We start from the raw sequence: 23,050 nt of genomic DNA, 5'->3' as shown, positions 1-23,050 counted from the left end.
GGTTTCAGCGGGCGTTATGCACACGTTAAAAATCCTTGGATTTCGATTCATGAAAACGCTATAATTGAAAATGATTACTTATTGAAGGAGCCTATCTATGAAAAAAGGCAGGATGTTTTATAAGATTTTTATTCCGATTCTGGTATTGGGCATCGGCCTCGTCATCAGCTTCGGCAGCTATATTTATTTGACGACGATTCATTCGGTTATTGATAGTGTTGGAAGCGGCAAGCAAAGCCTGATTACCCAAATCAAAAATACGCTGGAGCAGAAAATTAAAACCATAGAGTATGCCTTCAATACTTACAGTACGACCAGTTCCTTCAGCGAGGTCGTCAACAATCCGATGACAGAGGAGGACTTTCAGGCGTACCGGGATATCAATTCCCAGCTCAACTATATCGCTACGATGGGGATGGATGTCGGCGTAAAATATTCGCTGATCAGTCTGGTGCAAGACTGGAAAATTTCTGATGGAAGCCTTTCTCTTCTAACAGAGGAAAATCGGAAGAACCTGTACGAAAGTTATATCAACAATCAGAACAAGGGATTGTTCTGGATCAAGACGGATAAAGGAATCCGTTTTGTGAATACGCTTCCTGTATTCTCTCAGAACAAGCAGGCGATTGGCCTAGCCGATATTTCGCTGCAGACACTGCGGAATATCCTGCAGACGGAGGACAACACCACAGTGTTCATTCTGAACCGGCAGGGTGATCTGCTGTATGAATCGGCAACCGGGAAGAACCTGTTGACCAGCGGGCAAATGCAACGCATCACCAATATTGCCGAGAATGAGAGCCAGACGGGGACAGTAGCCCTGGAGAAGGCCAATTATCAAAAGGTTGAAGCCATTTATGCCAAATCTTCTTATAATAATTGGATTTATGTCACGCTTCTGGACCAGCAGGAAATCTCCGATGCCCTGGCCACGACCCGTTTCGGCTTAATCATCCTGGGAGTGGTGATCACCCTGCTAATTGTTGTGGTGGCCTATGTAATCTCCGTGCATTTCACCAAGCCGATCCGCCAGATTCAGCGCAGGCTGGCGGTCAGCACCCAGCCGGAGGACAAGAATGAGATCGACTGGATTATCAATTCGATTGATACGATTCTGTCGGAGAAGGAAAGTCTGGAGGGACTCTTGGAGTCGGAATTGCCGCAGCTGGAAACGCAGTTTATGCTGAACCTGTTCCGCAGCCGGATTACCGCTGAAGAGCTGGAGCTCAATATGTCCCGCTTCGGTTATTCCCCCACGGAGGATTCAGTGTATTCCACCATGCTGATCCAGCTTGATAATTACGGGGAACGGCAGGCCAGCGACAAGGATCTGCTGCTTGTCGCAGTCAACAAGCTGGTGGAGGAATTGATTCCGAAAGCGCGGAGAATGATTCCGATTTTGCTGAATGACCGGACGCAGGCAACCATTCTGATCTATGAGGGAATGAATGAGCAGGAACACCGGAAGCAAGCGCTCGAGGACGCGAAGAAAATTATCAAAACAGTCAGGGATATCCTGAAGCTGTCAGTCAGTGTCGGCATTAGTAATCTCTATCAGGATTTGGCCTCCAGCAAGGAAGCCTGCGAAATGAGCAAGCAGGCGCTGCATCATCGTCTGAATCTGGGCAAAGAGTCGATTATTTTTTATGAAGATATAGCAACGGTTATTTCAGGTCCTGTCCTGCTGCATTATCCGGTAGAACTGGAATCACAGCTGTTTGACGCCATCCGGCTCGGGGATGAGGAGCTGGTATCGCGATCCTTGTACCCGCTTCTCGGCGAAATGATGAAGCATAGCAAGAACCCGCTCAATTTCGAAGTTACCCTGATCCGGTTCGTGAACAATCTGATTCAGCTGGAACAACTGATCGGCGTAGAGGTGCTGCTTACCCAGGACAATTATGCTTTGTATCATCGGCTGCTGGATATCCGCAATCCGGAGGAGATTGAACGCATTCTGGTGAAGGAAGTCATCCAGCCGATGGTAACCAGCATGAAGGAGAAGACGACCCGCCAATTCCGCAGCCTCTCCGACCAGATTGCGGCCATTGTGCGCGCTGAATTTGATCAGGAGCTGTCTCTGGAGATTATCGGCGAACGTCTGCATTACAGTCCGAACTATTTGAGCAGCATCTTCAAGAAGGAATTTGGTGTGACTTTCAGTGAATATGTCATGAGCTACCGGCTGGAAATGGCCAAGAAATGGCTGGTGGAGAGCGAGATGACCATTAAGGAAATTGCCGAGCGGTTGCAGTATCATAATCCGCAGAACTTCATCCGCTCCTTCCGCAAGAAGGAGCATGTGACACCCGGTGCATACCGCGCAATGAAACAGGACAAGTAGGCGGTGGAATAGACGAAAACAGCCAGTCTCCGGGTTGCCGGAGACTGGCTGTTTTCGTTGCTTGTAGGTTGTGAGAAGGCGAAGCTTATAGCATATCAGCCTTTTACCGCGCCCAGCAGTGCACCTTTCGTGAAGTGCTTCTGCACAAACGGATAAGCAATCAGCATCGGGACGGTGGCAACAACGATAACTGCCATCTTGATCGTTTGTGGAGGAGGAATGACATCGACTGAAGTATTCTCTCCCTGCATCCCGCTGGAGACGATAACAATCTGGCGCAGCAGCACCTGAATCGGCCATTTCACAGAGTCTGTGATATAGAGAAGGGCGGTAGTGTAAGTATTCCAGTAAGCCACCCCGTAGAACAGGGAGAGGGTCGCAATCGAAGGCATCGCAAGCGGCAGCATGATTTTGAGGAATACGCCAAAATCATTAGAGCCGTCGATCTTGGCTGACTCCTCCAGACTGTCCGGAAGCGCCTGGAAGAAGTTGCGCATGATGATCAGGTTAAAGGCATTGATGGCCACGGGAAAAATCAGCGACCAGTAAGAATCAATGAGTCCGAAATATTTAACAACGAGGAAGGTAGGGATCATACCGCCGCTGAACAGCATGGAGAACACCACAACAAAATTGATGAAGTTTCTTCCATATAAATATCTGCGGGATAATCCGTAGGCCATCAGAGCTGTAAGAACCATACTTACCACCGTACCTACCAGAGTGACTCCAATGGATACGGACAGGCCTTTAAAGATCGTAGGAGTTGACAGGATATAGCGGTAAGCGTCCAGGGAGAAGGTGGTCGGGAACAGAATGAATCTCTTCTCCACTACTTCCTGTGTTGAGGCAAAGGAGCTGGCAAATACATTGATAAAGGGTAAAAGACAGATGAGTGAAATGAGTGACAGCAGGGTGGTGTTTACTATGGTAAACAGCCGGTTGCCCAGAGATTCTTTTTTGAATGATGATTGCGCCATACGGTTTTCCTCCTTGTAATCGTTTCAATGAAACTTTATCAGGGGCGCTGTATTCCGTATATAATCATTAGCAATGGCTTTATTTAGGTTAGAAAAACGGGTTGATAGGGGGCATGATCTTTATGTATTATAGTAATCCCATTAAGGGGTAGAAGCTAAAAAAACAGCATGACAGCGCGGTTCACGCCTCCTTCGTAACTAATGATTATATACGTAATCGGCAAATGACCGTAATCTGGGAATCGTAAAGAAACGCGATCAAGGAGGCCGAACATTGAAAGAGGCAAATGTCACCATGGAGTTGAACGCTGCGCCGGTGAGGAGAAAGCGAACCCCGCACAGCCTGCTGAGTTTAAAAAGACACAAGTTATTGTATCTGATGATACTGCCGGGATTTTTGTATTTTGTAATTTTTAAGTACCTGCCTATGGGCGGAATGATTATCGCTTTTCAGGATTATCAGCCGTATCTGGGCATCACGGGAAGTCCTTGGGTGGGGCTCAAGCATTTCGTCCGTTTGTTTACGGAACCTACCTTCTTTATGCTGCTGCGCAATACACTCATCTTGTTTGCGCTAAATATTGTAATCTTTTTCCCGCTGCCGATTATTCTGGCGCTGATGCTGAATGAGGTCCGGAACAAAATGTTCAAGAGTGTGGTTCAGACCATCATTTATATCCCGCATTTCCTGTCATGGGTTATCATTGTCTCCATTACTTATGTATTCATGAATGTGGACGGCGGGGTACTGAATGAGATGATTGCCGCGATGGGCGGACAGAAGATCAGCTTCCTGACTTCGCCAGAGTGGCTGCGCACCGTGTATATCGGACAGATCATCTGGAAAGAGCTTGGCTGGTCGACCATTATCTATCTGGCAGCCATTACTGTAGTAGATACCCAATTATATGAGGCTGCGGAGATGGATGGTGCAGGGAGATTGCGCAAAACCTGGCATATCACGTTGCCGGCGATTCGCCCGGTAATCATCACCTTGCTGATTCTGAAAATCGGACATACGCTGGATCTTGGATTTGAGCACATGTATCTCTTAATCAACTCCCTGAACCGCGAAGCTGGCGAAATCTTCGATACTTATATATACACCGCCGGTCTCAAGAATGGCCAATTGAGCTTCAGTACTACTGTCGGCCTGTTCAAAGGCGTGGTTGGTCTCGTCCTTGTCATGCTGTCAAACAAGCTGGCTAAGAAGGTCGGAGAAGACGGCGTATATTAAACAATACACACTGAATTCAACCTCCGCCTTCTTGGCGGGGGTGGAAGATACAGCAACACCATTATGTATAAAAGGGGTAGTGTACATGAATCGCAATTACAAGAAGCTGGCAGCTTTGATGCTATGCAGCGGGCTTGTGCTCACAGCTTGCGGAGGTAACAACAATAACGCTAATAACGGCCAGGCTGAAGCTACGAATGCAGGAGCAAATTCATCCGGAGCAGCCGAAACGACTGCCAAAGCCAAGATTAGCTGGATGAACATGCTGCATACGGCATCACCGCCAACAGACACTGTACTGAACAAAATTGAAGAATTGACGAATACGGAAATTGAATTCTCCTGGGTTCCGGATCCATCCAAAGAAGAACGCATCAATACCGCACTCGCTTCTGATTCCCTCGCGGATATGGTCACCCTGACGATCCTCGATAACTCTTCGGTCCGCAATGCCTTGAAAGCGGGCGTGTTCTGGGAAGTGAGTCCTTATCTAGACGAATTCCCGAATCTTGCGGCGATCTCCCAGGAAACCCGGACTTCGGCCTCGATCGAAGGAAAGCTATATGGCATCCCATTCCAGAAAGCGGTAGCCAGAAATGGTGTCGTTATCCGCAAGGACTGGCTGGATAAGCTGGGTCTAGCAGTGCCGAAGACTACAGACGAACTGATGGAAGTTGCGAAAGCGTTTACGGAGAAGGACCCTGACGGCAACGGCAAAAAGGATACAACCGGCTTTATGGACCGCAGCGACCTCGTCTACGGAGCGTTCAAAACATTAGGCTCTTACTTCGGAACACCAAACATCTGGGCTGTGGATGATGCGGGCAAGATGACACCGGAGTTTGATACGGAATCTTACATTAAAACCATGGATTATATGAAAGCTTTGTATGAAGGCGGCTATATCAACCAAGACTTTGCCGTAACGGCCAAAACCGACCAGCAGCAGAATTTTGCACAAGGTAGAGCCGGAATTTATGTAGGTGCTCTGTTTGACAGCAAAAACCTGATGAAAATGTCCAAGGGTATCCAGGATAACATGGAACTGGTTATGGTCAATGACATCACCTCAACGGGCAATGAAGCGGACCGTGCGATTTGGGCGGGCGCCAACGGCATCGGCGGCTTGCTGTCCTTCCCGAAATCGGAAGTTAAGGATGAGAAAGAGCTGAAGCGTATTCTGCAATTTGTGAACGATACCATGAGCGATGAAATCTACGCCCTCATGACTTACGGTATTCAGGATGTTCATTATACGGTGGATGCCGATATGGCTGTTACTATTAAAGATGCCGATCTTTGGCAGCAGGAAGTGCAGCCGTTCGCGTCCTCCCGTGTGAAAGAAACCGGATATAAGATTCATGATTCCGATCCGCTCAAGGTTGAAGCCGAGCGGCTGATCGAAGAAAATGCCAAGTATGGGGTACTTAATCCTGCCTTTTCGCTGGAATCCGAGACCCACACAACCCAAGGCTCTGAGCTGACAAAGATTGTTACGGATGCCACCTATAAATATATTCTCGGTAAAATCGACTTGAACGGCTATAAGTCCGAGATTGAAAAGTGGAAGAAATCAGGCGGCAGCAAGATTATTACCGAATACGAAGCTGCTTACAAAGCAGTTAACCCTTAATGCAGCGAAAGCTGCCGGAACTATGAATTAAGCATAGCAAAGAGGTCCTATCCGCCGATGATGGCGGATAGGACCGTATTTTATCCAACCAAGGAGGAACACATGGCAAACACGAATAAATCTTCAGCAAACTTGAACTGGGCAGTAAAGATGGCGGATTCCATCATGGAACGGACGCCTAGATTATATGAGGACAAAGGGTATCAGGGCAAGTGGTCTTATGATTACGGTGTTATTCTGAAGGGCTTCGAACTGCTGTGGAAACAGACCGGTGAAGCGAAGTATTACCATTATATTCAGGAAAACATGGACTATTTCATCGGGGAAGACGGTTCAGTGAAGGGCTACCGGCTCGAAGAATACAATATTGATCATCTCAATAACGGAAAGCTGCTGTTCGTTCTTCACCGGGAAACAGGCCAGGAGAAATACAAAAAGGCAGCCGCATTGTTAAGAAAGCAAATCACAGCGCATCCCCGGACCTCGGAAGGTGCATTTTGGCATAAAAAAATTTATCCCTACCAAATCTGGCTTGATGGCTTGTATATGGGATCACCCTTCTATCTGGAACATTTGCTCGCCTTCGAAGAAGGGAAAGGTCTGGATGATGTAACCCGCCAGTTCATCCTTTGTGCGCGCCATACCAAGGACGAACACACGGGACTCTTGTATCATGCCTGGGATGAACAGCGTGTTCAGCCGTGGTGCGATCCTGAAACCGGACTGTCACCGAACTTCTGGGGGCGCTCCCTGGGCTGGTATGTGATGGCGCTGGCCGATGTGCTTGAGATGCTTCCTGCCGAACATGCCGATTACGGCAAGCTGGTGAGTATTCTTCAAGATACGCTCTCCACTTTGCGCAAGTATCAGGATCAAGACAGCGGGGTATGGTATCAGGTTGTCAATGAGGGTGGACGCAAAGGCAATTATTTGGAGGCCTCCGCTTCCAGCATGATTACCTATGCGATCGCCAAGGGCATCCGGCTTGGTCTGCTGGATAACAGCTGGCTCGAAACGCTGGACCGCGCCTATCAGGGGCTGATCGCGGAATTCGTGCTTGTGACGAACAGCGGCTGGGTTAACCTGAACAAAAACTGCCAAGTCGCCGGACTCGGCGGGGATGACCGGAGAGACGGCAGCTACGCCTACTATATCAGTGAGCCGATCATCACCAATGATCAAAAAGGGCTTGGCGCATTCCTGCTCGCTTGCGGGGAGTACGAATTCCTGCAGCGTCCGGCCGCCGGGAAGGAATAGGTGAAGCCATATGTCATTTTATAGCATTGATGATTTTGGAGCACATAAGAACAGCACGGAGCTGTCGACGGCTGCTATTGCCGGGGCGATTCAAGCGGCGAGCGAAGCCGGGGGCGGTACTGTTTATATTCCTTCCGGCACCTATCGTACAGGCGCGGTCATTCTTAGCAGCAATATCGAACTGCGTCTAAGCCCCGGTGCTGTCCTCTCCTTCAGCTCGGACCCTGAGGATTATCCAGTAGTGGAGTCCCGCTGGGAGGGAGTGAAGCGTGGGGTTCATGCTTCCTGCATCTTCGGCATGAACTTGGTCAACGTTTCAGTGACCGGCGGCAAACTGGATGGTAACGGCGGGCCGTGGTGGGAGAAGCAGCGCAATTCCCCCGAAGAGCTGCAGTATCCCCGGCCGAAGCTGATCAGCTTCGACGGCTGCAACAGGGTTACGCTTAAAGATTTGACCTTGGTAAACTCTCCAAGCTGGACGGTCAATCCCATCCGCTGCCAGGATGTAACCATTGATAATCTGTCGATCCACAACCCGGCCGATTCACCCAACACGGATGGCATTGATCCGGAATCCTGCGTTAATGTACGGATCAGCAACTGCCATATCGACGTGGGCGATGACTGCATCGCCATTAAGGCGGGAACGGAGGACACGAAGGAACGGATTGCTTGCGAGAATATTGCAATTACGAACTGCACCATGATTCACGGTCACGGCGGTGTGGTGCTGGGCAGTGAAATGAGCGGCGATATCCGCAATGTCGTCATCAGCAACTGCGTGTTCAAGCAGACGGACCGCGGCATCCGGCTGAAGTCCAGACGCGGGCGCGGGGGTGTGGTCGAAGACATCCGTGTCAGCAACATTGTGATGGAGGACGTGATCTGTCCGTTTATCCTGAACCTCTATTACTTCTGCGGTCCACGCGGCAAGGACAAATATGTCTGGGACAAAAATCCCTATCCGGTGACGGAGGAAACTCCAAACTTCAGAAGGATTCATTTTGCCAATATTACCGCACGGCAGGTTCATGCGGCAGCAGGTTTTCTCTACGGTTTGGCAGAGCAATATATTTCGGAAATTACCTTCTCCGATATCGATATCTCCATGGCGGAGAATGCCGTTCCGGGGCGTCCGGCAATGATGTCCGGGATTCAGGAGATGAATAACCGCGGCTTCTATCTCGGCAATGTCAGGGATATCCGCTTCCGGCAGGTAACGGTAGAGAATCATGAAGGGCCGGCGTTTTATATTGAGAACGGGGAAGAGGTGGAAATCACCGGCTGCCAGTCCAGAAACACGCGTCAAGCGGAGGATCTGGTGCAGCAGGTGACGGTAGCCCCTTCACAGGAGGATCTCAGCGGTCTGGAAGAATGATATTGGAACATGACAAACGGAAGGAGCCAGGGAATGATTTCAGAGCACACGAAGACCGGCATTATACAGAATCCAATACTAAGGGGCTTTAACCCGGATCCTTGCCTGGTACGGGCAGGAGAAATGTATTATATCGCGGTATCCTCGTTTGAATGGCTGCCCGGTGTGCGGGTGTACCAGTCCGCAGATCTGGCCGAATGGGAGCATTGTACGGATATTCTGACCCATCAGGTGGATCTGAGGGGAAATCCGAAGAACTGCAGCATCTGGGCGCCGCAGCTCAGCTATCAGGATGGATTGTTTTATCTGATCTATACAGATGTGAAGAGCACGAAACGGCCGTTCAAGGACTGCCATAACTACCTGATCACCGCCCCGGACATCGAAGGACCCTGGAGTGAGCCGGTGTATCTGAACAGCAGCGGCTTTGATCCGTCGCTGTATCATGATGAGGACGGGCGGAAATGGCTGCTGAATGAACTATGGGATTACCGCATCACCGAAGGCAATAAATCCTCCGGCATCGTCATTCAGGAATACGCTCCGGAGCAGCGCCGGTTAATCGGTGAACCGGTCAAAATCTTCGACTGCACCGACCTCAAGAAGACCGAAGCGCCGCATATTTACAAGCGCGGCGGCTATTACTACCTGATTACCGCGGAGGGCGGGACCGGCTCCGGCCATGCTGTAACTGTGGCGCGTTCCACTTCACTGCTTGGACCATATGAAGTAGATCCGCTCAATCCGATGCTGACCTCCCGCAATAATCCTGAGCTGCCGCTGCAATGCGCCGGTCACGGCAGTCTGGTCGAGACACCGGACGGGGAATGGTATATGGCACATTTATGCACACGTCCGCTGGAGGGTGAATATGCCATTCTCGGGCGTGAAACCGCCCTGCAGCAGGTATATTGGACCGAAGACGGCTGGCTGCGGCTGACCTCCGGGGGCAGCACGCCTCTGCTGGAGGTGCAGGCACCGAAAGGAACGAAGGTCGGGAAGCAGAACCGCGCCTTGGATTTCGAGGATGATTTCAGCGGCCCGGCGCTGAAGAAGAACTGGAATACGCTACGGATAACGGCAGATGAAAGCTGGTGTTCTCTGGCGGAAAGACCGGGATGGCTGCGGATCAGGGCCGGGGAATCGGTGCAAAGCCTGTTCCGGCACCATATCCTGGCCATCCGCCAGACGGACAGCAGCTTCCGCGCAGAGACAGCGCTTGAAGCGGAGCCAGCCAGCTATCTGCAGATGGCCGGTCTCCTGCTGTACCTCAATGAAGATAATTATCTGTACGCCTATATCAGCCATGAAGAAGGGCACGGTAAAGTACTGCGGCTGATGCGCTGCGCGGCTGATGAATTTACTGCCGAGCCTGTAATTATTGATCTGAATGCAGGTGAAACTGTGCAGATTGCAGTGGAAGTGAACGAAGTGAACGCGCAGTTTATGTATCTCGCCGGTGAAGCAGCGGCGTGGAAGCCGCTGGGCGGAGAATATAATATAAGCTTCCTGTCTGGAGGCTTCACAGGCAACTTCGTAGGTATTGCTGCGCATGATATGGGGCAGTTCGGAGGCAGCAGCGCCGATTTCTCGTATTTCCGCTATCAAGGGAGGGCATAAAGAAGGCTTCACTTTCGGAGAGTTCCGGCAACTGCCGGAGCTCTCCGCATTCTCATATAACCTAGGAGGTTTTGTATGAAGAAAAAATGGTTGGCGGAGCTGCTGATAGCCGGTCTCCTTGCGACAAGTGTTCCATTTGGCACTGCTGAGGCCGCACTTTTGGAAGCGCTTCCCGCTTTCCCTAGTGCAGAGGGCGGCGGCAAATATGTAACCGGCGGCAGGGCACAGGCTGTGTATGAGGTTACAACGTTGGCTGATTACGGGCGCAACGAAACGCCGATCCCCGGTTCTCTCCGCGATGCGGTAAGCGGGAGCAACCGGACGATCGTATTCCGTGTGGGAGGAACGATCCGTCTGAAGGAGTCGCTGAAGATCACCGGCTCCAATCTGACGATTGCCGGCCAGACCGCACCGGGCGATGGCATTACCGTAGCCGATTATACGACATCCATAGAAGCCGACAATATCATTATGCGTTATATGCGCTTTAGACTTGGAGACCGGGTCGTCAGTGAAGATGATGCCTTCGGCTCGCGGTATCACAAGAACATCATCATTGACCACAGCTCGTTCAGCTGGTCGGTCGATGAAGTGGTCAGCCTGTACGACAACGAGAATACTACGGTGCAATGGTCGATCTCCGCAGAAAGCATGCTGATGACCAGCCATCATAAAGGGCGGCACGGCTACGGCGGCATTTGGGGCGGCAAAAATGCCAGCTATCATCATAACCTCATTGCCCATAGTACCAGCCGCAATCCCCGACTGCCCACGATAACGAGGCTGGTCGATCTGACGGAAATGACGAACAATATTATTTACAACTGGGGTTTCGCATCGACCTATGGCGGCGGAGCTGAAGGTTATTTGTACAATATCAGCAACAACTATTATAAAAATGGCCCCAATACTTACAGCAGCGTGAAAAAGCAGTTATTCGGGGAAGTAGCGCCGGTTACGAAGCTGTATCTGGCAGGAAATGTGATGGACGGCAGTCCGGAGGTCACAGCGGATAACTGGAAAGGCGTTCAGAGCTACTCGGACAGTTCAAAGCTGGCGGAGCCGGCAGTGATGCCGAACCCTTATGTGGAAGAGTCGGCCAGCGATGCGTATGCGAATGTTCTAGCCGATGCCGGAGCCACTTTGCCGAGACGGGATGCCTACGATGCGCGTGTGATGAATGATGTAAAGAACCGTACCGGACAGCATATCAATTCTCCATTGGAAATTGGCGGGTATCCCGACTACCCGGAGACTGCCTCAAAGGTGGTCGACCAGGATCATGACGGAATGGACGACGCCTGGGAAACAGCAAGAGGCCTGTCGCCGTCCGATCCTGCCGACCGCAACGGAACGTCGCTGTCAAGTGAAGGCTACACCAATCTTGAAGTTTATCTGAATGATCTGATTGTTCAGGCCACAGCAAGCGGAGAACATACCGACAATCCTGTAACCGCTATCAGTTATCCAACCAACAATCAGATTCTGGAGGCGGGCAGTGATGTAACCTTAACGGCTTCTGCGAGCGACAAAGACGGGATAGCCAAGGTTGAATTTATCGTAAATGGTGTGAAGCAGGGAGAAGCTGCCACAGCGCCTTACCGCTTCGAATGGAAAAATGTGCAGGACGGAACTTATTATCTCGTTGTTCAGGCCACCGACAACAAAGGCCTTAAGACGCAGTCAGACAATGTTGCAGTTCATGTTAATGCCTCAGGCAGTACCGGTCCATGGACCTCAGCGGATATCGGAAATCCGGGCATTGCCGGACATACCTCGGTTAATGCAGAGACCGGGCAGGTCACCGTTAAATCGGCGGGGCTGGTTGGTGCCACCTCGGAGAGTGTTAAAACGGAGGATAACTTCCACTTTGCCTATCAGACCCTGGAGGGCAACGGAGAACTGATTGCCAAGATTGATTCCGTAACGGCGACAGATGACGATGCGAAAGCGGGAGTGATGATCCGCGACAGCCTGCAGCCTGATGCCAAGATGGCTATGATGGCGATTCCTTATGTGAAATATGGCAAAAAAGGAGTTCTGATTACCCGCTCCGTTACAGGGGCCAAGGTAGTTAGGACGGAACCTGATAGTTTTATCACCACCCCTTATTGGGTGAAGCTGGTCCGGCTTGGCGACGAAGTGACAGGGCTGGTCTCGCCGGATAAGGTGGCATGGAGCAAGGTGGGCACAGTGAACCTTGGGCTGAAAGAGACGGTTTATATGGGTCTTGCCGCCGATGCTGCCAAGGCGGATAACGAAGTCAACCGCTATAATATCTCTCGCTTCAGCGGTGTGGAACTGAAAACCCTTGACGATAAGTACCCGGCAACACCCCTCGGACTTACAGCTGCGGGAGGCAGCAAGAAGGTGGATCTGAAATGGGAGACGGTGCCCTTTGCCAAGACCTACAGCATTAAACGAAGTGAGGTTTCGGGCGGGCCCTATACGCTGGTAAACAAAGACAACACAGGCAACCTCTATACCGATCTTGATGTAAGTCCGGGAAAAACCTACTATTACACGGTCAGTGCCGTGAACGAATTCGGTGAAAGCTTCGATTCGGACGAGGCGAATGCCGAGCCTAAGGCTGAAGCGGGCAATATCTATTATGTGGATGAGGATTTCGAGCGGGTGGCTGCGGGCACCACGCCCGAGTATTATGAGGTATCTCCGAATCCACAGACCGATGCGCAAAAAGTGGTTGTGTCTGCCACACCATCCGGAAGCAAGGGAAACACGTCGGCACAAGTGCTGAATGTGTATGATTCCGCGAACGGCAATGTGCAGTTTATCCGCAAGTTCACGCCAATGACAGGTGCGCTGGTGATTGATACCGATTTTATGTTCGCTGCGGAATCGGGCACTTCAGTGTTCCTGCAGGCCCAGAGTGCGGATGGAAGCAAAACCGCGTTCTCCATTGAGAGCCGCAAACCGACGCTTCCGGCCGCAGCGGGCAAATACACACTGACGATGAGCAGGGGGAGCAGCCAATACCATCAGCTGATGAGCGCCTACGCACTGAACCAGTGGTATAACCTGAAGCTGAAGGTGGATGTGCAGGGTGATGAAGTCGAGGTCTATATCGACAACCAGCTTGCAGGCTCTTTTCCGTTTACCACCACAAATTTTGCGGGATATGGTATCGGACGGATCCTGTCCAAAACACCGGGCGGCGGGTCCGGCAATTATTATCTGGATAATCTGAAAGTTTACGTGGAGCCAGTCGCAACGCCGCTCGGGTTAACCGGTCTTCCCGGCAACGGAGCAGCGCAGCTGAAATGGCCTGCACTAGAAGGGGCGGCTTCCTATAATGTTAAACGGGCACTTGCGGCCGGCGGCCCCTATGATACGGTTGCCAGTGCCATTACGGATACTTCCTATGTGGATAAGGAGCTCACCAATGAAACCACGTATTATTACGTTATTACTGCCGTGGCTCTATCCGGTGAATCGGGCAACTCCAATGAAATCAGCATAACCCCTTCCGCTTCGGCAGTGAAATTGCCCGCACCGGAGCAGCTTGCGGCGGTAAGCCGGAATGCCCAGCTAGAGCTGAGCTGGAATGCGGTGAAATATGCGGAAAGCTATACCGTCAAGCAATGGAATGCAGCAGCGGACCGCTATGAACCGGTGGCGGAGGGCCTCACGGATACCGCTTACCGCATCGGCGGGTTAACCAACGGGCAAACTTACCGTTTCGTCATCTCGGCGGTCAATGTTGCCGGGGAGGGTGAGGACTCACTGCCTGTGGAAGCACAGCCGCTCCCGGCCTTGGCAACGCCTGAAGTAATCGTCCAGGCCGGTGATAGTGCCGTTAAGGTGAACTGGACGGCCGTCGGGGACGCGCAGAGCTATAGAGTAACACGGGCATTGTCGCCGGAAGGCCCGTATGAGTTGCTCGCTGCCGAGGTCAGCGGCACCAGCTATGCCGATACCGGACTGGCGAATGGTACGCCATATTATTACAAGGTGGCCGCCGCCGCAGGCACCCGCAGCGGGCTGGCATCGGATGCAGCCGGAACGGTTCCGTTCCAGAACGCCGGCCAGCCCGGAATTCCTCAAGGGGTTACGGCTGAACCTGGCAACGGGGAAGTGAAGCTGAGCTGGACTGCATCTGCAGGCAACAGCAGCTACCGGATTATCCGTTCGGAGACTGGCGGCGAGTATAGGGTCGTTGCTGAAGGGATCGGTGAAGCAGCGTATACTGATAGCGGACTGGCAAATGGAACCGCTTATGATTATGCGGTAATCGCCGTTGACGGCAGCGGAGGCGTGGCAAGTCTTCCGTCCATGGCAGTCAGCGCGGTTCCGGCCCCGGTTATGGTAGTCGATCAGAGCGGAGCGGGAGATTACAAGACCCTCAACGAAGCAATCCTGGCTTCACCCGATAACAGCACGCTCACGACGATCATCAAGGTGAAGAACGGAACGTATCCAGAGAAGGTGCTGGTGCCGGCAGGCAAGAAGAATCTGCGCATCATCGGCGAAAGCCGGGAAGGCACCTTGCTCGTCAACGCAGACTCGGCCAAGACGATAGGGCCGGACGGCAAAGAAATGGGCACCAGCGGCAGTTATACGCTTAAAGTGGCGGCAACAGATTTCACGCTGGAGAATATGACGGTTCAGAACAGTGCTGGCCGGACTGCCGGGCAGGCTGTAGCCCTATATGCCGAAGGGGACCGGGGCGTATACCGCAACGTCAAGCTGCTCGGCTATCAGGATACGCTGTTCGCAGATAAAGGAAGAGCTTATTTCGTGGACAGCCATATTGAAGGGACTGTGGATTTCATCTTCGGCAACGCCGCTGCAGTGTTCGAGAACAATGTCATTCAAAGCGCGGGCGCCGGCTATGTAACTGCTCCTTCCACGGAAGCAGGTAAACCGGGATATGTATTCCTGAATAACCGCCTGACTGCCGGTGAAGGGGTAGCCGCGGGAAGCGTGGATTTGGGCAGACCGTGGAGAGACTATGGCAGCTCCACCTTCATCAATACGGATATGGGAGTCCACATCAAGCCAAGCGGCTGGCATGAATGGTATGAAGGCCGTTCCCGGACGGCACGTTTCTCCGAGTATATGAGCTATGGCGAGGGGGCCAACGCAGCCGCACGCTACAGCTGGTCCAAGCAATTAACGGCAGAAGAGGCGCAGGCCATTACCGTTCAGGCTGTGCTGGCCGGCAGCGACGGCTGGAATCCGCAGCCGCCGATGCGCCTCTTGAGCCAATCTCACGTGCCAGGGGAGAAGGTCTCTTCCATTACTGTAAGTGGTAAAGAGGGCAGGAAGACGATCGAAACGGATAAAGGCGTTCTTCAGCTCCAGGCAGTTGTGCTTCCAGAGAATGCGGCCAACCGCAACGTGCACTGGACCGTGACGGAGGCTGACGGAATGACTTCTACCCCTAAGGCCTCCATTCATGAGAACGGGATGCTTGCGGCAAAAGCAAACGGGACCGTTCTAGTGACCGCGGCTGCGCTCGACGGCAGCAAAATCAGCGGCAGTTTGGAGATTGTAATCAGCGGCCAGGAGGAGGTTGCGGCCGGGTTGCCTTCGGCGACGCTGAACGGGCCTGTCACCGTGTCGCCCGGGCAGGAATTTGCCTATCGGGTCGGAATTGCCAATGTTACTGATTCCGTCTACAAGTCGGTATACTCCGCGAACTTTATGCTGGATTATGCTGCGGCTGGGATAGAATTCATCTCCGCCCGGAGTCTCGTTGAGGGGATTACGCTTAGTCCTATCTCCGCAGATCATCCGGGGCAACTCAGTGTCAGTGCAGCAGCGGCGGAGGGAGTTGCTCTGACCGACGCCAAGGAATTTATCGAAATCAGCTTCCGGGCCAAGGAGACGGCAGCTGAAATTTCAGTGCCACTGAAATTCGCTTCTTTCAGCGGATCGAATGGGTTCCTGAATTTCCCGATTAAGCACGAAGTGCAGGCTTTTGTCCGGGTCATTCCTATACTTGCTACCCGGATACACGTCACCTCTGCAGGCAATGTGAGTGTACTGCAGACCGGGCAAAAGCTGCAAATGCATGCGGCTGTCCTACCCGTAGGCACCTCCGGTACTACGGTTACTTGGTCCGTGTATAATGCCGACGGTTCCTCTACGGTCAGGGCAACCATTACGGAAACGGGGCTGGTCACTGCAATAGCTGACGGAAAGATCACCGTGAAGGCAGCTTCCAGTGATAGTCCGGGTGTGGCGGGGACGATGAATCTGGACATCAAGGATGGTAGTCAGACCCCGCAGCCGGGTGGAAATCTGCCGTCTACCGTGACAACCGACAAACAGCCGCAAATTGCAGCGGGTGTCAATGGAATTACAGTCTCCTTGGCAGCAAATGTGAATGGAAAAGCCACGGCAGAGCTATCCGCAATAACGATCACAAAGGCGGTGGAAGCCGTTCAGACGGATACACTCCGGATTGAAGTGCGCTCCCCTGCGGATACCACTGCCGTTCAGCTGACGCTGCCGGCGCAGGCAATGGTTCAAGCCGTCTCCGGGAGAATCCGGACGGTGGAGATAGACTTGGGACTGTCCAGCTTCCGGCTGGATGCGGAACTTATTCGACAGGCAGCCGGATCGGCTTCCTCAAGCCTTACATTTACTGTTGCCAAATCAGGCAGTGAACAGATTACGGTTCAGGGTAACCTTGGAAATATCTATGAACTGGGCTTCTCCGTTGACGGGCAGCCGGTGAAGCAATTTGACGGCGGCCTGAAGGTATCGCTGAACTACGACCGTCCGGATGCAGCTGCAGCCGAGAGAATAGTCATTTATCATATCCTTGATAAGGGTCAGGCGGAGGTCATCAGAAATTCCAAATACAATCTGCTGACCGGGAAAGTGGACTTCAGTCCGGCGCATTTCAGTAAATATGCTGCAGGTTTTGCAGAGAGTACCTTCGGCGATATTGCCGGACTGGAATGGGCGAAGGGTAGTATTGAAGCACTTGCCGCCAGGGGAATCCTTGAGGGGACGGATACACATACTTTCGGGCCGAGCTTGAAGGTAACCCGGGCAGAGTTCCTGAAGATGCTGATGCTGGCGTTAGATTTGGACGATAGCGAAGCGGCAAGCACCTTCACCGATGCTGCACCGGAGGACTGGTTTTACAGTTTCGTTGCGGCAGCCCAGCAGCTGGGTATCGTACTGGGCAGACCGGACGGAACCTTTGGTGCTAACGCACCCATCACCCGTGAGGAAATGGCGCTGATTGCATTCCGCGCAGCCCGGCAGGCCCATCTGCCGCTTCAGGGTTCGGGCCAATCCGCTGCATACAAGGATACGTCCAACATTTCCGAATACGCACTGGCAGCTGTTCAAGCCATGAGCGGAGCGGGGATCATTCAAGGCGTAGGCAATAACAGCTATGCGCCTAAAGCGCAGGCTTCCCGGGCGCAGGCGGCAGTTATTGTACAGCATTTGTTCCTGTTAAGACCGTAATTTCTTAAGCAATCCGTTGTCATCCACCAGTCAGCCTGAACCGCAGCTCATAACGAGCAGCCGGTTCAGGCTGATTGTTTTTGGGTGTCCAGAGATAGTCATAATTAAATCTATTGCGCAATCCGTCGCTGAAATGTATATTTATGGGATGAATTGTACCGATCAAGATTCCTTTAAGCAATAAGGCAATTTATACTCCGGTCGGACTCAGATTATTATTTACTTCCAAGGGTAATATAACATTAAAAAAGTGTGGGTGAGGCTGATGATGTCTTCGGTAAAAAGATTGTTGATTGGACGTCCGCTTAAATCGGATCAACTGGGCGACCAAAAACTGAACAAAACCAAAGCGCTGGCTATTTTATCTTCGGATGCTTTATCCTCTGTCGCTTATGGTCCTGAACAAATCCTGCTGGTTCTGATCACCATTAGTGCAGCAGCCTTCTGGTATTCCATCCCGATTGCCATCGGTGTTTTGGTGCTGCTGACGGCCCTGATTTTATCTTACCGGCAAATTATTTATGCTTATCCTCACGGCGGCGGAGCCTACGTCGTTTCCAAGGAAAACCTCGGGAAGTATCCCGGCCTGATCGCCGGCGGCTCGCTATTGGTCGACTATATATTGACGGTTGCGGTGAGTGTATCCGCCGGTACTGACGCGATTACTTCGGCTTTTCCAAGCTTGCATCCGTATAATGTAATTATTGCCGTTGTATTTGTCCTGCTGATTACGACGCTGAATTTGCGGGGGGTTACAGAATCGGCCTCCTTCCTTGCTTATCCGGTCTACTTATTTGTTCTTGCATTGTTTATTATGATCGGACTTGGTCTGTTCAACGTTTTAACAGGTCGAGTGCCTGCTGAACTGCATACCCCCATCGGTACACCGGTAGCCGGGATCAGCCTGTTTCTGCTCCTGAAGGCATTTTCCTCCGGGAGCTCGGCGCTGACGGGAGTGGAGGCCATTTCCAATGCCATTCCTAACTTCAAGGCTCCGGCACCGAACAATGCGGCCAAAACCTTGGCGGCGATGGGGATCTTACTTGCGGTCCTGTTTTCCGGAATTGTGCTCTTGGCTTATTATTACGGGATCATCCCTAGTGAAGAGGTTACGGTGGTCTCGCAAATTGCCGAGCAGGTCTTTGGCCGGAACTTTATGTATTTCTTTGTGCAAGGCACAACGGCTTTGATTCTGGTTCTGGCGGCCAATACCGGATATTCGGCTTTTCCGCTGCTTGCGGTCAATCTGGCCAAGGATAAATTCATTCCAAGAATGTTCACGGTCCGCGGCGACCGGCTGGGGTATTCCAACGGGATTGTCAGTCTTGGCGTATTGTCCATTATTCTGATCATTGCTTTTGAAGGCCGGACTGAACATTTGATTCCGCTGTATGCGGTGGGGGTATTTATTCCCTTTACCCTCTCACAGACCGGAATGATGATCAAATGGATCCGCCAGAAGCCGGAAGGCTGGGTCCCTAAGCTGATTATCAACACAACCGGGGCAGTCATCAGCTTCGTCGTCACGATGATGTTTTTCATGACTAAATTTACGCAGGTGTGGCCAGTGCTGATCTTTTTGCCGCTGATTATCCTGCTCTTTTACCGAATCCATAAGCACTATGAAGCGGTGGCCGATCAGCTGCGGATTACGACCTGCGAACCACCTCTGGCGATTGAGGGGAATATTATCATCCTTCCGGTTGCCGGAATTACGCATGTGGTGGAGAATTCGCTGCGTTATGCCAAGTCACTGTCCGCCGAACAGATTATTGCCGTCCACGTTCCTTTCGAGCGGGAGGATGATGCGATATTCGAAGAGAAGTGGAAGAAATTCCATCCCGAAGTGAGGCTGGTGACGCTGTATTCGCCTTACCGCAGCATCATTCATCCGCTGACCAAATTTATCGACACCGTGCAGCGTAAGGCGAGTGAATCGAACTACCAGGTGACCGTGATTGTACCGCAGTTTATTCCGAAGAAGGGCTGGCACAACATCCTGCATAATCAGTCCAGCCTGCTGATCCGCGCACATCTGCTTTACCGCAGAAACGTTATCATAACTACAGTCCCTTATCATTTGAAAAAATAGCATTCCGAAAAAAGGGATTTAAAGAAACAAATTCCGGGTATGCCCGTATAATTTTAAAAGGGGCTGATCATATGATTACCGGAATTGTCATCATGATACTCGGACTCACCACTGTAGCGTTCGGGATATATATCCGTAAGAATCCGGCAAGTGGATGGCGGATGAATGTGGGATGGAAGGTGAAAGGGGATTCCGATCCCAGCGACTACTATCTGGAATCGGTTAAATTTTCCGGAACAATTGCCATATGTGCGGGTGCGCTTTTTACGATATTAGGAATCTTACCGATGCTTTAATTACAGTAAACCTTGATTGGCGAAATGCCTTTCAAGGTTTTTTTGTCGTTGTAGGGTCTGCTGCCTGTCTCTTATTTATCCTTCTTAAAGGTTGAGAATTTATAAAAACAGATTCAATATCCTGGTATTAATAGCAGTGGAAGTGCAAGTAAAATAGAAAAGGAGACGCTTACTTCATAAGTTGAAAATATTGAAATAGGGGAGGAAATCTACAAGATGGAAATTCAGCAAAAAGCCAAAATGACTATTGATAAAGCATATATTCTAGCCGAGGCCGATCCCCGGCTGTACAGCTCGTTTATCGAGCATTTAGGGAGGGCTGTATATAGGGGAATCTACGAGCCGGGGCATCCGCAGGCTGACGAAAGAGGATTCCGCCAGGATGTGGCCGGTCTGATCCGGGAAATTGGTGTGCCGATGATCCGTTATCCCGGGGGTAATTTTGTATCCGGTTACAATTGGGAGGACGGTGTCGGTCCTGCTGCTTCGCGTCCGCGGAGGCTGGATCTGGCCTGGAGAACAGTGGAGACCAATGAAGTGGGGACCAATGAATTTATCCGCTGGGCAAAAGAATTAAATGCCGAGGTGATGATGGCCGTCAACCTCGGAACCAGAGGGGTCGACGCCGCCCGCAACCTGCTGGAATACTGTAATCATCCTTCCGGCAGCTACTATAGCGATCTGCGCATTTCGCATGGCTATCAGCAGCCCCACGGCATCAAGACCTGGTGCCTCGGCAATGAAATGGACGGCCCGTGGCAGATCGGGCAGAAGACGGCAGAGGAATACGGACGGCTTGCCGCCGAGACAGCCAAAGCAATGCGGCTGGTTGATCCTTCGATTGAACTTGTCGCTTGCGGAAGTTCGTTCCGGTCCATGCCCACCTATGCGCAGTGGGAAGCTGCTGTACTGGATCATACCTATGAGCAGGTAGATTATCTGTCACTGCATACCTATTACGGCAATGCGGAGAATGATACAGCGAACTATCTGGCCAAATCACTGGATATGGACTTGTTCATCAAGGAAATTGTCGCTGTGTGCGACTACATCAAGGCGAAGAAGCGCAGCAAGAAGACGTTGAACCTTTCTTTCGATGAATGGAATGTATGGTTTCATACTCTGGAAACCGACAAGGAAATCACACCGTGGCAGGTGGCTCCGGCACAGCTTGAAGACTGCTACACTTTCGAGGATGCACTGATGGTCGGCAGCATGCTGATTACGCTGTTAAATCATGCTGACCGCGTTAAGATTGCCTGTTTGGCCCAGTTGGTTAACGCCATCGCGCCGATCATGACCGAAACCGGGGGCGCAGCCTGGAGGCAGAGTATATTCTATCCCTACATGCACACTTCCCTGTACGGCAGGGGGACCGTATTGCGGCCAGTGATCATTTCCCCGCTGTACGACAGCAAGGATTACACTGATGTGCCGCTGCTTGACTCCGCCGTGGTATGGAATGAGGCGGAAGGGGAGCTGGTAATCTTCGCTCTGAACAGAAGTCTGCAGGAGAGTCTGCTGCTGGAATGCGATGTGCGCGGATTCTTGAATTACCGGGTAGAAGAGCATCTCGTGCTTGAGCATGACGATGTGAAAGCAGTCAATATCGTATCTGATCCTTACGCCGTGGCACCGCACAGCCGGGGGGAATCGTCGGTGTCGGAAGGCAGGCTGACAGCTGTTTTGTCGAGGCTGTCGTGGAATGTCATCCGGCTGCGTCAAAAGGATTAGCGTTCCCGGATGAACTTTCTGCGGAAGCCGGATGGAGAGAGCCCCTCTTTCTTGGAGAAGCAGGAGGAATAGTGGGAGACATGGTGAAATCCGACCTCTTCGGCGATGCGGGCAACAGACCAGGAAGTTTGCAGCAGCAGACGCTTGGACTGCTCCAGGCGATAGTTCTGCAGATAAGCCATCGGGGTCATTCCATAGACCTTCAGCATGCTTTTGGCCAAGTAGTTGGGATGATAATTCAGTTCCTTCTGCAGCATGGAGTTGGTGATGCCGGACGTGTAATTGTGGCGGATGAACAGCTCAATTTTCTCCGCGAGCTGAATGGCGGTCGCATCGGAGGGAGAGGCCAGATCGCGGTCCAGATGCTGCAGGAACAGCTGGAAGGAAGCCTGGCGCTTCCAGTTGCGCATGGACTGCGGCTCATGCTCCTGCTCAAAGAACATGTCCAGCACCTCCATCGCTTTTCCGGTGATCTTCATCGTCTTGGGAATAAAGATGGAACAGACATCGGCATGATTCAGGTAGGCCTTCTGCTTGTGGCTTTCGATCAGCTCTGCCTGATTGTCCAGACATTCATCCATGCTGAGGCATTCCTTCCAGCTGCCGAAGGTCTGGAAATGAATCCAGATAATCTTGGTATCACCGGTACAGGGAGCGGAGCCGTAATGATAGCCGTCCGGCCGGAGAATAAGAATTTCTCCTTCCCGCAGTTCCCAGGTTGTGTCGTCTTCACCTATTGGAAGAATCCCTTTCAGAACGACGATCAGGTCGAATACGCCGATACAGTTGCGGTTGATGTGAACATCTCCGGCGGTGTAGGTGGCATGTCCGCAGTCCACGAAATAAGGAATGGGCGGCGAGATAAAATGAAGAATGGGTGAATTCATATAAAATTCCTCCAAGCAGGTTGAAATGGTGAAAAATGAGGTTGAATTCGTTTGTTTTTTTTCATAATACAACATGTATTATTATAAATAAAGCGCTTACTTAAAGGTTGGAATTGTATAACAGGCTTATCCCCTTAACT

Annotated in this window: 12 protein-coding genes; 10 read left to right on the top strand and 2 right to left on the bottom strand. The window is 51.6% G+C overall.

Going from position 1 to position 23,050, the window contains the following annotated elements:
* Positions 1-97: 97 nt before the first annotated feature.
* Positions 98-2,344, top strand: a complete 2,247-nt coding sequence (locus tag ACQ76X_RS14590; protein ID WP_438494790.1) for an AraC family transcriptional regulator — start codon at positions 98-100, stop codon at positions 2,342-2,344.
* Between the two features lie 95 nt (positions 2,345-2,439).
* Here ACQ76X_RS14590 and ACQ76X_RS14585 read toward each other — a convergent pair whose 3' ends face one another.
* Positions 2,440-3,324: a carbohydrate ABC transporter permease gene (locus ACQ76X_RS14585; RefSeq protein WP_438494788.1), complete on the bottom strand. Its 885-nt coding sequence runs from the start codon at positions 3,322-3,324 to the stop codon at positions 2,440-2,442.
* A gap of 295 nt (positions 3,325-3,619) precedes the next feature.
* Between ACQ76X_RS14585 and ACQ76X_RS14580 the strand changes: the two genes are divergently transcribed.
* The 9 genes from ACQ76X_RS14580 (at position 3,620) to arfA (ending at position 22,023) form a co-directional block, all read left to right on the top strand.
* The gene (locus ACQ76X_RS14580) at positions 3,620-4,561 is read left to right on the top strand and encodes an ABC transporter permease (protein WP_438494863.1); all 942 of its coding nucleotides are present in this window, start codon (positions 3,620-3,622) and stop codon (positions 4,559-4,561) included.
* A gap of 85 nt (positions 4,562-4,646) precedes the next feature.
* On the top strand, positions 4,647-6,194 hold the full coding sequence (locus ACQ76X_RS14575; protein ID WP_076113187.1) for an extracellular solute-binding protein: 1,548 nt from the start codon (positions 4,647-4,649) through the stop codon (positions 6,192-6,194).
* Positions 6,195-6,296: 102 nt separating this feature from the next.
* Complete coding sequence (locus ACQ76X_RS14570) at positions 6,297-7,451, top strand: glycoside hydrolase family 88/105 protein (RefSeq protein ID WP_438494785.1); 1,155 nt, start codon at positions 6,297-6,299, stop codon at positions 7,449-7,451.
* Positions 7,452-7,461: 10 nt separating this feature from the next.
* Complete coding sequence (locus ACQ76X_RS14565; RefSeq protein WP_438494783.1) at positions 7,462-8,829, top strand: glycoside hydrolase family 28 protein; 1,368 nt, start codon at positions 7,462-7,464, stop codon at positions 8,827-8,829.
* Between the two features lie 33 nt (positions 8,830-8,862).
* Positions 8,863-10,449: a glycoside hydrolase family 43 protein gene (locus ACQ76X_RS14560; RefSeq protein ID WP_438494781.1), complete on the top strand. Its 1,587-nt coding sequence runs from the start codon at positions 8,863-8,865 to the stop codon at positions 10,447-10,449.
* A gap of 75 nt (positions 10,450-10,524) precedes the next feature.
* Positions 10,525-17,901 (top strand): pectinesterase family protein, encoded by a 7,377-nt coding sequence (locus ACQ76X_RS14555; RefSeq protein ID WP_438494779.1) that lies wholly within the window; start codon positions 10,525-10,527, stop codon positions 17,899-17,901.
* Between the two features lie 265 nt (positions 17,902-18,166).
* Positions 18,167-19,993: an APC family permease gene (locus ACQ76X_RS14550; RefSeq protein WP_438494777.1), complete on the top strand. Its 1,827-nt coding sequence runs from the start codon at positions 18,167-18,169 to the stop codon at positions 19,991-19,993.
* Positions 19,994-20,064: 71 nt separating this feature from the next.
* On the top strand, positions 20,065-20,289 hold the full coding sequence (locus ACQ76X_RS14545; RefSeq protein ID WP_438494775.1) for a DUF6199 family natural product biosynthesis protein: 225 nt from the start codon (positions 20,065-20,067) through the stop codon (positions 20,287-20,289).
* Between the two features lie 216 nt (positions 20,290-20,505).
* Positions 20,506-22,023: an arabinosylfuranosidase ArfA gene (gene arfA, locus ACQ76X_RS14540; RefSeq protein ID WP_438494773.1), complete on the top strand. Its 1,518-nt coding sequence runs from the start codon at positions 20,506-20,508 to the stop codon at positions 22,021-22,023.
* Here arfA and ACQ76X_RS14535 read toward each other — a convergent pair.
* Positions 22,020-22,910: a helix-turn-helix transcriptional regulator gene (locus ACQ76X_RS14535; protein WP_076113180.1), complete on the bottom strand. Its 891-nt coding sequence runs from the start codon at positions 22,908-22,910 to the stop codon at positions 22,020-22,022. The two genes, arfA and ACQ76X_RS14535, sit on opposite strands and share 4 nt — an antisense overlap.
* Positions 22,911-23,050: the final 140 nt, after the last annotated feature.

Source organism: Paenibacillus sp. IHBB 3054 (assembly GCF_051594305.1).
GTDB lineage: Bacteria > Bacillota > Bacilli > Paenibacillales > Paenibacillaceae > Paenibacillus_AQ.
This window is presented reverse-complemented; position numbering and strand designations above follow the sequence as displayed.